General features: G+C 35.2%; 9 protein-coding genes. 2 read left to right on the top strand and 7 right to left on the bottom strand.

The window, feature by feature from the left end:
- Positions 1 to 41 precede the first annotated feature (41 nt).
- A complete protein-coding gene (locus tag BC6307_RS05635) occupies positions 42 to 470 on the bottom strand; it encodes a cell wall hydrolase (RefSeq protein WP_066421337.1) in 429 nt (142 codons plus the stop codon).
- Positions 471 to 847: 377 nt separating this feature from the next.
- Between BC6307_RS05635 and BC6307_RS05630 the strand changes: the two genes are divergently transcribed.
- Entirely contained in the window at positions 848 to 2,413 is a 1,566-nt protein-coding gene (locus BC6307_RS05630) for a glycoside hydrolase family 10-like protein (RefSeq protein WP_066421340.1), read from the top strand.
- 39 nt (positions 2,414 to 2,452) lie between these two features.
- On the opposite strand, the gene BC6307_RS05625 is transcribed toward BC6307_RS05630, so the two are convergent.
- On the bottom strand, positions 2,453 to 3,022 hold the full coding sequence (locus BC6307_RS05625) for a TetR/AcrR family transcriptional regulator (protein WP_066421343.1): 570 nt from the start codon (positions 3,020 to 3,022) through the stop codon (positions 2,453 to 2,455).
- Between the two features lie 204 nt (positions 3,023 to 3,226).
- Here BC6307_RS05625 and BC6307_RS05620 point away from each other — a divergent pair, with 204 nt between their 5' ends.
- Positions 3,227 to 4,081: a DsbA family protein gene (locus tag BC6307_RS05620; RefSeq protein ID WP_084380747.1), complete on the top strand. Its 855-nt coding sequence runs from the start codon at positions 3,227 to 3,229 to the stop codon at positions 4,079 to 4,081.
- A gap of 407 nt (positions 4,082 to 4,488) precedes the next feature.
- On the opposite strand, the gene BC6307_RS05615 is transcribed toward BC6307_RS05620, so the two are convergent.
- The 5 genes from BC6307_RS05615 to BC6307_RS05595 form a co-directional block, all read right to left on the bottom strand.
- Positions 4,489 to 6,018, bottom strand: a complete 1,530-nt coding sequence (locus tag BC6307_RS05615; protein ID WP_066421350.1) for a malate:quinone oxidoreductase — start codon at positions 6,016 to 6,018, stop codon at positions 4,489 to 4,491.
- A 563-nt stretch (positions 6,019 to 6,581) separates the two neighbouring features.
- Positions 6,582 to 7,424 carry a CheR family methyltransferase gene (locus tag BC6307_RS05610; protein ID WP_066419736.1) on the bottom strand — a complete coding sequence of 281 codons (843 nt, stop codon included), beginning with the start codon at positions 7,422 to 7,424 and terminating at the stop codon, positions 6,582 to 6,584.
- A 10-nt stretch (positions 7,425 to 7,434) separates the two neighbouring features.
- Positions 7,435 to 10,656 (bottom strand): response regulator, encoded by a 3,222-nt coding sequence (locus tag BC6307_RS05605; RefSeq protein ID WP_066419738.1) that lies wholly within the window; start codon positions 10,654 to 10,656, stop codon positions 7,435 to 7,437.
- Positions 10,657 to 10,671: 15 nt separating this feature from the next.
- Positions 10,672 to 13,128 carry an EAL domain-containing protein gene (locus tag BC6307_RS05600; protein WP_066419740.1) on the bottom strand — a complete coding sequence of 819 codons (2,457 nt, stop codon included), beginning with the start codon at positions 13,126 to 13,128 and terminating at the stop codon, positions 10,672 to 10,674.
- Between the two features lie 126 nt (positions 13,129 to 13,254).
- The gene (locus tag BC6307_RS05595; RefSeq protein ID WP_066419741.1) at positions 13,255 to 15,834 is read right to left on the bottom strand and encodes an EAL domain-containing protein; all 2,580 of its coding nucleotides are present in this window, start codon (positions 15,832 to 15,834) and stop codon (positions 13,255 to 13,257) included.
- Between the last annotated feature and the right edge of the window lie 339 nt (positions 15,835 to 16,173).

Here is a 16,173-nt window from a genome sequence, read left to right as displayed (position 1 = left end):
AGCTGGGCACAGACTTTTTATTTTAAAATATTGGGCAAACGTTAAAACGTATTATAAACATTTTCACATTCAGCCCCTGTCGGTTCATAGAAGCAATGGAGCTTGTAACGCCCTACTAGTGGTTGATTGTACCAAGTTGGAGGACAATCACCTGGAGGTCTAAAATACCATAAACTATATTTTGCTGGCCAAGGCCTTTCTCCTTTTACAGCGCGTTCCGCCAAGCGTATTTCGCTTTCTCGTGCACGTTGATAAAAATACCCATGTTGTACCGCTTCAAAAGCATGTTGTTGATAAATCATTTCAGGAATCGTTCGTAACCCTATAAAATCGGAGCAGTTTGCACGAATTCTATTAATTCCTACCGCTCCAACGAGTAACATACCATTAACTCCTTCCCCTTCTGCTTCCGCCCGTAGTAACCGTGCTAAAAGAGCTTTATCTGCACTCGTAGCTTTTACGACCGCCACTATTAATCACCACCAAGTCTAATAATAATTGCAGCGGTTCATCGTCCGTAAGACTCCCACTGTCAGTCATGGAAGACACTAACACCCCAATTGATTTAAGCTTCCCTTCATTATATTTTCCGACAGCTAAGCCTATTCTTATCAAGATATAGAAATAACACAATACAGAAAACAACATAAAGCAACAAAGATAGGTATGTTTTCCTAATTAAATATTCAGAACATTACAATTTTTGCGCATTTTGAACTATACCGATAATCAGCAATTGCCTTTATAATAATGATAGAAATGATATTTCATATTTTTATATTTAAATTGAAATATTATTTCTAATAATGTAACCGTTTACAAATTAAAGAAGGTGGGGAGTTTATCGATGAAAATGAAAAAAGGACTGAAGTACATATGGATTACGATCTTATTGTTCAGCTTGATCGTTCCTATGTTCAACAGTCAAGCAAAGGCGGCAGAGCAAATGAATCCGAAACACGAAATGCGTGCAGCGTGGATCGCAACTGTACAAAATATTGACATTCGATCTGGTATGAATGAAACAGCTTATACAGCTTGGGTTGTAGAAACGTTAGATTTTTTAAAAGGAAAAAACTTTAATGCTATTATTTATCAAGTGAAACCAACATCAGATACGTTTTATCCTTCCAATATCGATCCGTGGTCTAAGTACATTACTGGAAAATCGCAAGATACGGACCCTGGATATGATCCGTTGGCGATTATGATTGAAGAGGCACATAATCGTGGCATCGAAGTGCACGCTTGGGTAAACCCTTATCGTATTACAATGCCAGGAGAAACATTAGAAAGCTTAGCGGACAAAAATGTAGCGAAAAAGAATCCAGAGTGGGTTGTATATCACGGGCGTCAGTACTATTTAAATCCAGGTATTCCAGAAGTAAGAGATTACCTCATTAGCGTAGTCGAGGAATTAGTAGAAAACTACGATATCGAAGCAGTACATATGGATGACTACTTCTATCCATATCGTATTGCAGGCCAAGAGTTCCCTGATCAGGAGCAATATGAGCTATACGGTGAAGGATTCGATCATATTGACGATTGGAGAAGAGATAACGTTAACCGATTAGTTGCCGATTTAAATAATGCGATCAAAAACAAAAAAGAATGGGTACAATTTGGTATTTCACCATTTGGCGTATGGCGTAATATTGCAAACGATCCGACAGGAAGTAGAACAACGGCTGGTCAAACAAACTATGACGACCTTTACGCAGATACGAGACAGTGGATTAAGGACGGTTCTATTGACTATATAACACCACAAATCTACTGGAGCCGTGGATTTGCTGCCGCAGACTATACCATTCTATTAGACTGGTGGAGCAATGAGGTGAACACATACGCTTACAACACCCCAGTTAACCTATATATCGGTACTGCAGATTATAAAGTAGCAGATAATTTTGACCAAAACTGGTATAACCCTTATGAATTAGCAGGGCAAATTTTAGACAACAGAGCAAATGGAACAGCATTAGGGCAAATGCATTTTTCACTAAGACAAATTATTAAAAATAACATTGGCTACGCAAATATTTTAGAAAATGAAATTTACACAACGAAAGCAATAACTCCTGCAACACCTTGGAACAACGATTCACTACCGCAAAAACCAAATACTGTTCATGCACATAAAGAAGATGGACAGATAACACTTACAATTGACGATAAGAAACATTCCGACGCTAGACGCTATGTTATTTATCGATTTGAAGGAAATAAAGAAGGAGACTACAACAACCCTGCGAATATAGTAGACGTTATTTATACAAAGGATGGCGTTACAACATTTACTGACACAACAATTGAAGATGGAAAATCTTATACGTACGGTGTAACTTCCCTGTCTAACACTGGGGTAGAAAGTAAACATGCAAGGGCAGTAAGAGTGTTAAACCAATAAATAAAATAAACGTAGCAGCACCCTATTCGGGTTAGACTGCTACGTTTTTCTATTAAGAAATTGAACTCCATTCGTAATAAAAGGAATCGCTTCTTTTATAAACTCATCTGCTCCTACGGTTTTATCAGTTCTTCTCCACTCTACAGAAGCTCCATACATACCCCAACTAAGCATGATTGCGGTTATTTTTAACTCTTTTCTTTCTTCCTTATTTTCTTTTACTAACATTTTATAAAAAAGCACTTCCAATTGTTCTCTTATGATGCGAGCAATCGTATCCTCATACCCTCTATGGCAGCGGTTAGATAAGGAGATTTGGAAATTTGTTATTGCTTCAAAAATGTTCACGAACGTCTCTTCGATTAATTCACTTTTTTCATACAGCTTACTGTCTAAATTTATTAAAAGCACTTCAGATAACGCCTTTTCTAGTAAGTCATATATATCTTCGAAATGATAATAAAACGTTGCCCGATTTATCATTGCTTCTGTTGTAATATCTTTCACCGTTATGTCTTTAAATTCTTTTTTACCCGAAAGCTCAATAAAAGAGTCCATAATTAATTTCCGTGTACGGATAACTCGAGGATCTGTTTTTGATTCTTTCATGAAAATACCCCCTCCTTTTTTCAACAATTCCTTGCGTGTGTTGGATAAACAACAAATCCTTCAACTTATTGGTATGGAAAATTTCCAAACTATACTATTATTCAATTATAGCCTAAAAGAAAAGGAGAATCAGTTGTGGCGAACAATAATAATTTGATATGTGATGTAGAAACAGGTGTATGTGGTGTCGTGGACGATAACGATATGGAAGTAATTGATTTAAACAAACCGGAGAAAAAGATAAATTTATATTATGTAACTGACCCTATTTGCTCGCATTGTTGGGCGCTTGAACCTACCCTTCGTCGTTTAAAAGAAGAGTACGGGCATTACTTTAATTTCCATACTGTTATGGGTGGATTATTAGAAAAATGGGGCGATGGGCCAGTAGATCCTGCTAATGGCATTTCTGGGCCAGCTGATGTTGCAGGTCATTGGAGAGAAGTTGGTGAATATTCACGTATGCCGATTGACGGGTCATTGATGATTACAAACCCTGTTCAGTCTTCATTCCCCCCATCTCGTGTCTACAAAGTCATTCAAAAAAAGCATGGCGATGAAAAAGCAAACGAATATTTACGCCGTGCGCGAGAAGAGCTATTTGCGTTCAATGCAAATATTGCGGAAGTATCTGTGATGATTGAAAATGTAAATAACTTAGGTCTTGATGGTGAAGAAATTGTTAAGGAAGCAGGAGGTCCTATTGGACAGCAATTATTGAACGAAGATTTTGCCCTTACAGCAAAATTAGGGGTGAGAGGTTTCCCAACCATTATTATGGTCAATGAGGAAGATAAAGGTGTTAAAATGGTCGGAAGTCGTGCTTTAGAATATTATGTTTCTGGGTTAGAACAAGTTTTAAAGGAAGAACCGAAACGAAACGAACAACCGTCTCTGTCTAGCTTACTGGAAAAAGAAAAGCTGTTATTCGCTAAAGAAATAGAAGTAATGTATGATGTAGAACAGTCTGATTTACAAGCTTTCATTAAGGCCCAGTTAGCTGTCGGTAGTTTTGAAGAAAAGGAGTTACTTGGAGAGAAATATTACCGTTTCCTCTAAATATCGGGATAGGTAGTGCATTTGGGTGGGGAAAACCTAGATGTTTTTCCCCACTTCTTTTTTAGGGTGAATGTTGTGCTACGGTTTCTCGCTAATTCCATTTTTCGCGATAATTTCTTCAGCCATTTGAGCCTCTTTGGAGCCAGTCGGAGCTACTTTTGGGCCAACCGGGATCGCTTTTGCGCCAACCGAGCTCACTTTTGCGCCAACCGAACTTACTTTTGCGCCAACCGGGATACCTTTTGCGCCAACCGAGATACCTTTTGCGCCAACCGAGATACCTTTTGTGCCAACCGAGCTACCTTTTGTGCCAACCGAGCTACCTTTTGTGCTAACTGAATCGCTTTTACCTACCGGTTTATACTAGCGTTGAAAAGTAAAGAAGCATAATTCGCCATTAAGGCAAATTATGCTTCCTGCAAAATACGCGTTTTAATTTTGGGACTACCTTGTTTTTTTTCAATAAAACCTAATGTTTCTGCTGTTGTTTGGTGTATCTCTTTAATTAGATCTGGCTTCTTCAATAGTGAAACCCCATATGAAGGTACCATTTCTTTTATTTTTGGCTTCCATTCATCGATATGTTGAGGGAAACATTTTTCCATTAATTCTAACATAACAGATACTGCTGTCGAAGCACCTGGCGAAGCGCCTAGCAATGCTGCGATGGATCCATCCGCTGCAGTAATTACTTCTGTACCAAACTGAAGTGTTCCTTTTCCAGCGTCTGTATCTTTAATCACTTGCACACGTTGTCCTGCTACAATTAGATCCCAGTCTTCCGCTTTAGCGTTCGGGATGAACTCACGTAACTCTTCCATCCGTTGTTCTTTTGAGAGCATGACTTGCTGAATTAAATATTTCGTAAGCGCCATTTCTTTTGCGCCAGCTGCTAGCATCGTTAGTACATTGTACGGTTTTACAGAAGTTACTAAATCAAACATGGATCCTGTTTTTAAAAATTTCGGTGAGAAACCAGCAAACGGGCCAAATAGTAATGATTTCTTATTATCTATAAATCTAGTATCTAAATGGGGTACAGACATTGGTGGAGCACCAACTTTTGCTTTCCCGTATACTTTCGCATGGTGCTGTTCAACGATTTCTGGATTATTACAAACCATAAAAATGCCGCTTACAGGGAATCCGCCGATACCTCTACCTTCAGGAATGCCTGATTTTTGTAGTAAATGTAGACTTCCGCCACCGCCACCAATAAAGACGAATTTAGCTGTATGACGCTCTACTCTACCTGTTGCTATGTTACGAACTTTTAATTCCCACGATCCATCGTTCGTACGTTTCATACCATCTACATTATGGTTAAAGTTGATATTGACATTTTTGCTTTCTAAATGGGTAAACAATTTGCGAGTTAAATCCCCAAAGTTAACATCTGTTCCAGAGTCAATTTTTGTTGCTGCAATTGGCTCGTTTACATTGCGATCTTCCATAATAAGCGGAATCCAATCCATTAGCTTTTCTGGATCTTCCGTATATTCCATCCCGTGGAACAACGGATTGTTTGAAAGCGCCTTAAAGCGTTTTTTCAAAAAGTGTACATTTTGTACCCCATGCACTAAGCTCATATGAGGTAATTGTTTAATAAATTCTTCTGGTTTATTGATAAGTTTTCTGTTTACAAGATAGGACCAAAACTGCATCGAAACTTGAAACTGTTCATTAATTTTTATTGCCTTGCTAATATCAATTGAGCCGTCAGGTTTTTCAGTAGTATAGTTAAGTTCACACAATGCTGCATGCCCTGTTCCGGCATTATTCCATTCGTTAGAGCTTTCCTCTCCTGCACTTTCCAGTCTTTCAAACACTGAGATGTTCCAGTCTGGCACTAATTCTTTTAGCAGTGTCCCCAACGTTGCACTCATAATACCAGCACCAATTAAAATAACGTCTGTTTTCGTTTGTTTGTTGCTCATATTTATCGCCCTTATCCCCTAAGTTTTGTAGAAAGATTTGGTCGCGCTTACATTAACTCTTAAAGACTAACGTACGACCATTTCTTTTCCGTTTATCAATATTATTCTATTATTAGTGTATCATTAATTATTAAAAAATTAAAATATTTATTTACTATTATATAAGATACACAGATAGAAAGTCACCTGTTTGTTTAATTCAGAAAAAAATGGTTTAAAAGCTTAATTTAGTAGTCTAAAAGACATAAATATATATAAAGAGGTTGGGACATAGCTATTATAACCAATTAAAAAGCGAACAAAGAATATTCGGGGAAAACTCGCTCCGGAAATATACTTCGCTTTCCGCGGGCGGCTGGTGAGCCTCCTCGTGCTTCGCACTGCGGGGTCTCACCTATGCCTTTCCTCCCGCAGGACAAGGAAGGCTTCGACAGCGAAACATCGCACGAAGAAAAAGGCGGACGCATTTTCCGAGGAGTCTACGTATATTTCCTCCGCTAAACCCTTCAATTGTTCGTTTTTTAGTCTGTTAAAGTTTTGTCTCAACCTCATTAACTTTTGTTCTATTTTATTTTTTTATATAGTTTTTCTGATTTGTTTACTTGTATATATTTTTCACTTTGTGGAGTGTAGGCGATTGTTTCTTTATCTCCGACTCCTAAAAATCCAAACATATTTAAGCTATTGTAAAATAAATCATGCACTTTCTTTTGTAACGTTTTATTGAAATATATTAATACATTCCTACAAATAATGACGTGAAATTCATTGAAAGAGCCGTCCGTCACTAAGTTGTGCTGTGCAAATACAATGTTTTTTGACAAATACGAGTGAAACTTTACACCTTTTTCAGTTACTTCATAATAAGAAGAAAAGGCATTTTTTCCACCAGCAGCAATGTAATTACTTGTATATCTTTTCATATTATTTAACGAAAACAAACCTTTTTTTGCTACTTTTAATATGTCTGCATTAATATCCGTTGCGTAAATTTTTGTTTTCTCATATAGGCCTTCTTCCTCGAGTAAAATGGCCATGGAATATACTTCTTCACCACTCGAACAACCTGCATGCCATATTCGAATGGAAGGGTATGTGCGCAAGATTGGAATTATTTCTTCTCGAATAGTTAAGAAGAAAGATGGATCTCTAAACATTTCCGTCACATTTATCGAAAAGTCCGCTACTAAACGGTTTAAACAGTCATACTCATGAAGTACTTTGTTTGTTAATGATGTGATGGTTGATAAGTTCTCGGCGTACACACGATGCCAAACTCTCCTTCTAATGGACTGATAGGCATAGTTACGATAATCATAGCCAAATAGTTTATATATGCCATCTAAAAGTAGTTCAATTTCAATTTTTTCTAATGTTTCTTCGTTAGAATATTTTTCGATATCCATTTGAAAGCCCCTAACTGTCCTCACGATATAACCATACTTTCATTAAGGAGATTAATTGATCAGGTAGTACAGGCTTCACAATGTAGTCAGAAGCTCCTACCTCGATACACTTATCACGGTCTTCCTTCATCGCTTTGGCAGTTAAGGCTATAATAGGTGTATCTAAACTTAGGTCTGTTCTTATACGCTGAATTGCCTCATAACCATCCATTTCCGGCATCATGATGTCCATTAATACGATATCAATATTATCGGAGGTTTTTAACAGTTCAATTCCTTCTCTTCCATTTTCTGCGAACGATACTTTCATTCCATATAACTCAAGAGCATTAGACAGGGCGAATACATTTCGAACATCATCGTCAACAATTAATACATGTATATCATCTAATTGAGCATTGACAGTTTCTTGTACAATCGGTTCGTCTTCCGTTTGCTCTGTTTGTAAAAATAATGTTAGTTCCTCTTTTAAGCGCTCTGGGGAATAACCATCCTTAATAATAATCGAATCAGCATATCGTTGTAATTGAAGTTCTTCTTTTGATGTTAAATCACGCCCTGTATAAATAAAGATCTTTTGGTGCTCATTATTCGATTCATTTGCTAAACTTTCTAGCAATTTAAAGCCCGATGTATCAGGTAAACCTAAGTCTAAAATTAGTATATCGTAATGATCTTTCTTAATTTGTTCCATCGCTTCTTTCCCTGATGCAACAGCCTTCATTATAATATTGTGCTCCCCTATTAATTCCATTAAACTATTTCTTTGCATCGGATCGTCATCAATAATAAGGACTCGTTTGATTTCCTCATCCTTTTCCGTTTTCACCGAGTCCATTTTTACACAATCAACTTGTTTTGTATCTTTATAAGGATGAATTACTTCGTTTGTAACAGCTACTTCCTCATACCCTTGTTTTACATCCAACCATTTGGGTATTTCAGTTGGCTTTCCAATAGTTAACGTAAAGGTGCTTCCGACATTCTCCATACTTGAAACGGAAATTTCTCCTACTAGTAAACTAGCTAATTCTCTACTAATGGAGAGGCCGAGACCAGTACCACCGTATTTCCTACTTGTAGTACCATCCCCTTGGTGGAACGCTTCAAAAATGATCGCCTGTTTTTCAGGACTTATTCCTATACCAGTGTCTTTAACATGGAAATAAAATAACTCTTTGTTTTTATCATAGTCAATTTGCAACGTAACAGACCCTTCTTCTGTAAACTTAAATGCGTTAGACAATAAGTTTTTAAGAATTTGTTGTAATAGCTTATCATCCGTTTGAATAATAGGAGGGACTGTTTCATTTATCTTAATAGAAAACTTAAGGTTCTTTTCAAACGCTACAGGTAAAAATTGCTGTTCGATCGTCTCTATCATTTCCTTCATATCTTTTTGAAGGTAGTTTACTTCCATTTTTCCTGCTTCAATTTTAGAAAGGTCTAATATATCATTTATTAACATGAGTAAATCCCTACCAGCAGTGTGTATCGTTTTGGCATACTCTCTCTGTTTTCCTGATAAGTTCCCATCCGTATTATCCGATAATAGCTTTGATAAAATTAGCAAACTATTTAAAGGCGTTCTTAATTCATGAGACATATTAGCTAAAAACTCCGATTTATATTTTGATGTTTTCGCTAACTGACTTGCTTTTTCTTCTAATTGAACCCTTGCTTCCTCTACTTCCCGATTCTTTGTTTCAAACTTTTTGTTTTGTTCTTCTAAAAATAGAGCTTTCTCTTGTAAATCAGCATTTGCTTGCTCTAGTTCTTCTTGTTGAAGTTGTAATTTTTCTTCGGATGCACGAAGTGATTGTGTTTGCTCTTCTAGTTCTTCATTTGTTTGTCTTAATTCTTCTTGTTGAGACTGAAGTTCCTCACTTTGTGCTTGAACCTCTTCCGTTAATGTTTGAGCTTCTTCTAATAAATATGCTAGTCGTAATCTACCTTGAATATTGTCAATGATAATACCAATACCATCTAGTAACTCCTCAACAAAGTTTTGTTGATCAACAGTAAAGCTTTTAAAAGTAGCTACTTCTAAAACAGCTTTTACTTCTCCTTCAAACAAAATTGGCAGTACATAAAGATTCAATGGTTTTCCTGCGCCTATTCCAGAATGTACACGTACATAGTCATTAGGAAGTTCCGTTATAATTATCGATTCTTTTTCTAATACCGCCTGACCGATGAGTCCTTCGCCTTTACGAATTACATTGTTATTATGTTTTCTCTCTTTTAGCGCATACGTTCCTAAAAGACGATATGCTGAACCTTCCTCTTTGTTCTGCGTATCCTGAACGTAAAGTACACCATGGACAATTTCTAATAACGGTGCAAGGTCAGAAAGTAACGTCTTAGATAAAGATTCTAAATCTTGTTTTTCACTTAAGTTTGTTGTAATTTTGGCTATATTCGTTTTCGTCCATGTTAACGTTTGTTCTTTATCCAATTGTTCCGCTAAAGTAAAGGTCATTTTATTAAAGGACGTTGCTACATCACCAATCTCATCAGTGGATGTAACTTCTAATTCTGTTCTTAAATCTCCTTTTCCGCTTGCCACATCAGACATAATTTTGGAAACTTTATTAAGTCTGTTAGAAATGTCCCACACATTCTTCACTATAAAACCAGCAATTAATAAAATACCGATAATGGCAAAAATATTACTAGTGTAAAGTTGATCTTCAAATTGAGTAGAACTATCTGTTATAGAATGTTTGACAGATACTTCGAGTCCTTCGACAATTTTAGTAATAGAATTGAAAAAGTTTTCATGTATTTTCTTACTATCATTGTTAATGAGCTGTATTGCTTCCTCATTTTGACCGGTGGAGAGTAATTCAAGAACTTCTTCCTTATAAGTACTAAACTCTTCCCGGACCATTCTCAACTCAATAAAACTATCGTATAATTCGCTTTCATCCAATAGTTTTTCTAATTTCAGAAGATTCATTTCTATTGAAGTATTTAGGTGATTTAATTGTTCTTTCTCTTCTTCTATTAATTGAGCATTTTGAAAGATAACGATGTCACGTAAACTGACCGCTTCATCTTTCATATCTCTTTGAATAGACTGAGCCAGCATAATTGTATCAAAGTATTCCAACTGTTTTTGATTCATATTTTGTAAATTGTTTAACTGGAATAAAGTAATAAGTGCAATTAATACTATAAGAACTGGAATTGCGCTTATAGCTAGCAATAACCTCGTTTTTATTTTCATTTTGTTCCCTCAGATCTATCTCGTTTTTTCTAATTCTAAAAAACTTTGGTAAATTTTCGCCATCGCTTGTAACCGATCATTTACATTTAGTTTTTGGAAAATCTTCGTTATATGGTTTTTAACCGTATGTTCACTTATAAATAATTCTTCCGAAATTTCTTTATTAGTAAATCCTTTTACGACAAGGGTTAACACCTCTAGTTCTCTTGCTGACAAAGAGAACGTTAGTTTATTTTTCGCCAAAGCATTAACTAACAGTTCATTATCTGTTTCCAATTGTGGGATTACAGTGACCTCTTTTTGCATTTCCGCTTTTCGAATATTTTCCCCTTCAAGCTGCCTTGCGTAAAATTGCTCTAGTTCTAATGATGGAAGAGGTCGGCTAAAGTAATAACCTTGAATTTCATCGCATTTCATAGCTTTCATTGCTTCCCACTGCTCGTTCGTTTCGACGCCTTCCACTACAACTTTCATCTTTAATTGGGAAGCTAGTGTTATAATTGCGGTGATTAACGCTCTACTCTCATCGGAATGATCTTGTACAAATGATTTATCTATTTTAATTATATCGACAGGGTACTTCCGTAAATAACTTAAGGAAGAGTAGCCCGTTCCAAAGTCATCAATACTAATTTTAATTCCCATATTTCTAAAACTATTTATCATTTTTAGAACCGCGGATTGGTTGGACATTAAAGTAGACTCTGTTATTTCAAACTCTAAGTATGTTGGATCTACTTCTTGTTTCTTAATAATACTTTTCATTTCTTCCTCCATATTTTTATGGAGAAATTGTTGTCCAGAAAAGTTTACCGAGATTCTAACTGGTGGTAACCCTTTTCCCTTCCACTCGTTCCATTGTTTACATACTGCTTCTACAACCCATTTGCCAATTTGTCCAATCATACCCGTTTCCTCTGCAATCGGAATAAATTCTCCAGGATAAATTAAGCCCCAATCAGGGTGATTCCAACGAACTAACGCTTCTACGCTCATCATTTGTTTTTCTTGTACGACATAGCGTGGTTGGTAATGAACAATTAATTCATTGCGTTCTAAAGCTTTTCGCAAATCATTTTGCAACATAAACTTTCGATATGTTTGTAGATTTAAGCCAGAATGATAAAGTTGATAGTTGTCCATACCTTCTCGTTTAGCTTGATATAATGCAGCATTTGCATTTTTAACTAAATCTTGTGCATTAGTTGCATCGTATGGAAAAATGCTAATACCGATACTTGCCGTTACATAGATTTCGTAATAGTGGACTAAAAATGGACTATTGAACGTTGTAAGCAATTCTTCTGCAATTTCTATTGCTGTTTCTCGATTTGATAAAAAGACAGCAAACTTATCGCCACCAACTCTATAAATAGTATATTCATTTGGCACACTATTTTTTATTCGTTGTACAATTAGCTGTAACAACTCATCACCGATTCGTTGACCTAATGAATTGTTAACAGATTGAAAACGATCAATGTCTATATACATAAGAGCAAATGATTCATTTTGTTCGATAGAAGCTTCCATTTGCTCTTGTAGGTTTCTTTCAAAAAAACGGCGATTTGGTAATCCTGTTAAGTAGTCATGGTAAGCCATATGTGTAATTTTTTCTTCGTATTCCTTTTGGATTGTTACATCTCGGATTGTAACGGCAATTATATTTTTTCCGTTAACAAGTTTTCTTCCAAGTTGAGCTTCTACAGGAAAAACACTTCCATCTTTTTTTACCGCATTTATAACTAATTTCTTTTCTATAGTCGGGGGTATATTTATGAACTGCTCGTAATTGTTCGCTAACTGCTCTAACTGTGATTGGTTAGAAAAATAATCTCTAATATTTGTACCAACGACTTCTTCTACTTTATATAAAAACATCGATGCAAAAGCTGGATTCACCTTCAATAACGTGCCATCTTCATCTAAAACTAGCATCGTGTCTATAGAAGTATTGAAAATGACATTAGATAAGGCTTCTGACTCTTTTAGCCTATTAGACTTTTCTGATAGCTCTAAGTATGATTCTTCCAGCAATCTATTTTTCTCTTCTAATTCCTTCTTTTGTTGTTTTAATTGGTCATTAAGTTTATAAAGATGAACGAACCCCTCTACTTTTACTTTTAATACGAGTGCATCGACAGGTTTCAAAATATAATCGATAGCACCAACAGAATAGCCCGTAAAAACATGTTCTTGGTCTAAATGATTAGCGGTAATAAATAGAATAGGAATGTGACGTGTTTTTTCTCTCGCTTTTATTATACTTGCTGTTTTAAAACCATCCATTCCAGGCATTTGAACGTCTAATAAGATTGCTGCAAAATCATACTTTAAGAGAAATTTTAAAGCTTCCTCACCTGACGTTGCCTTTATTAATTGATAGTCTTCATTATCTAGAATTGCTTCTAATGCTAATAAATTTTCTGTACGGTCATCTACTAATAGTATATTAATTTTATTATCGCTCATTTTTTCTCATACCCTCTTGTTACTATTTTTTTACAGTATTTCGCTTTATTAGTTTACCATACTAATATACTGTTAGGGATAGGAAATCTTTACATGCGTTATATATGGACTTTATATTGAATTAATTTAAACTAATTTCTTTTGTCTAAAATAATTATGACTATTTTCCACTACCTCTCCGTAAGTGGCTCTAGAAGGTTTTCTTAAATGCAGTGTTAAATGGTTAAATAAATTTATTAATCTATCTCTATCTTTTTCATCGATAACAAATTGTATTCCGTATTGGAAAGTGCCTACATCTTCTACCTTCCAGACAACATGGCCGAGTACCGTTATCGGCTCATTTAATATAGTCGTTTCAAATTGATAAATAACATCTGGCCGTACAGGAAGGTTGATGGTGGATAAAAACTTTAACCCTCCCGGACCAATATTTTGTATCAATATATCCGTTTTTCCTAAATCAACCTCTTTCCCTTGAATGGATGTTAAGGTCATTTTCCCTTCTATCGAATACGGTAAATCGATACGATAATATTTTCTTTTATTTATAATTGGACGCGAGCTTTCCGCACTTTTTGGCTTAAGAAATTTCTTTTCTAAAATTCGAACAAACTCAATGACCGGAACTGGTTTACTAAAAAGAAACCCTTGAATTTCTTTACACTCTAGTTGTTGCAATACATTTAATTGCTCTACAGTTTCTACTCCTTCCGCAACCACATTTTTATTTAAGCTATTTGCAATATAAATGATTCCTTTTGCTAATATCTCGTCTCCGTTTTGTTCTGTTACTTTTTTAATAAAAGAGCGATCAATTTTTATTGTATCGACTGGGAACTTGGCTAATTGCGATATTGAAGAAAAGCCAGTACCAAAATCATCTAGCGCAACTTTTATCCCTAATTGCTTTAAATATTTTATCGCTTCTATTATTTCTTCCTCGTGACGTATTAAATATGTCTCTGTTATTTCAAATTCGATAAAAGCTGGATCTATCTTTGTTTTGCTTATGATGTCACATATAAACGCTTTCCAATCGTGCCTTAGGAATCGTTGCGCAGAAATATTTATGGAAATTGGAATAACTTCTTTCCCTTCTTTTTTCCAATCATGTAAGTACTGACAAACTTGACTTATTACCCAATCACCAATCTCATTAATAAAGCCTGTTTCCTCAGCTAATGGAATGAACTCTGATGGTGAAACTAATCCCCAATTCGGATGTTGCCAACGTATTAGCGCTTCAGCAGACAAAACTTTTCCGCTCTTTGTGTCTACCCGTGGCTGAAAATAGAGGAGTAATTGATTCAACTCAATCGATTTCGCTAAATCACTTTCTATTTCAATATGACGTAAATGAGTCAAATCCGTAATTTTATTTAGAAAATAATACGTATTTTTCCCACGTTCTTTTGCTCTACTTAAAGCGATTTCCCCACTTTTTTCGATGCTAACAACGTCTTGTCCATCTTCCGGATAGGAACAAATCCCGATACTAACCGTTAGAAATAATTCATAATCGTCCACTATAAATGGTACTTTTAAATCATCAAACAGATTATTAATTAATAGCATAACCTCTTCACGACTAATACGTTCATTCGTAATAATTCCAAATTCATCCGAAGTAATTCTTCCAATACAAGACACATCTCCTGCTAACTCTTCTAATCTCGTAGCAAATGCTTTTAATAGCTTATTCGCTATTCTATATCCAAGCGTTGCGACAATTTTTTTAAAGCGATCAATATCTAAATATAAAACAGAAAAGCTTCCATTACTTCTGCTAGTAGTTGCTATTTTCTTAGCTAGTACTGTATCAAATTTTTCTTTATTAAAAAGACCAGTTATGGAATCAAAATAAGCTAATTTATATAGTTTTTCTTCATTTTCTTTATGTTTTGTAATTTCTGTTACGATACCATCTATGCGAATAATTTCACCATGCTCATCTTTAACAGGTAATGTTTGATCTTGAAGCCATACAACTTTCCCATCTTTACGAACGATTCGGTATTCGTGATTTATATTATTTCCGTTCCAAAGCTTAAACTGTTCATCTGTATATTTTTCTTTATCATTCTCATAAATAATGTCTTGCCATTTTATCGACTCATTTAGTTCTTTTACCGTATATCCAGTTATCTTTTCTACACCTGGTGACGTGAGTAAAAAAGTATTTGTTAGAACATCATAAGACCAAACTCCTACCTCTAAATGAGCATACACTTTCTGTATTCTTTCTTGCTGTTCGTGATACGTATTTTCTATTTCTATCATTTTAGTCATATCTTTTATGATGCAATAAACACCGATAATGTTTTTCATCGAATCTGTGTACGGAACATACGTTATATTAGCTGTCATAACATTACCGTTTTTATCATAAATACACGAAACAAAATGCTGAACCTTTCCTTTAGTCCCCTTTTTAAAACACTTTTTTGCCTCTTCAACATAATCTTTGTGTACGTACTCTATATATTTGTATTTTAGATCAGACATTGTATAGCCTGAAACAGCGGTTAACGCATCATTTGCATAAATAGGATATCCATCCTTATTTATCACAACAATTGGATCTGGATGATTATCAAAGAGTGATGTTAAATTGTTATCGTTATGATAGATTTCTATATTTATCGTTTCAGAGTTATTATTCCTGTTCTTTTTTCGATTAATAAATGGTATTGTATCTAACATGCATTATCGTCCCCTTTTTTGAATGCTACCTTTTAAGTAATCTAATGTTGTTAGTTACTATTTTCCAATTTTTTAAAAAGAAATTGTATCACCCACTATTCTTAATCGAGTGTTTTAGTATAGGAGTAGCTTCCTATTTTTATATTCCTATATAGGACCAGGTAATATGGTACTTAGACAATTGGATAAAAAGAACAAAAAAAAGGTTGGGACATAACTATTTTTATCAAAGTAAAAAACGAACAAAAGATAGTAGAGTGGAAATAATCCGCTCCGGAAATATACTTCGCTAATTCTGCGATTGTTCGTTTTTTATCATGATCATTTTAGTTTTGTCTC

It is taken from the genome of Sutcliffiella cohnii (assembly GCF_002250055.1).
Classification (GTDB): Bacteria; Bacillota; Bacilli; order Bacillales; family Bacillaceae_I; genus Sutcliffiella; species Sutcliffiella cohnii.
Note: the sequence above shows the minus strand (reverse complement) of the source record. Positions and strands in the feature narration are given on the sequence as shown.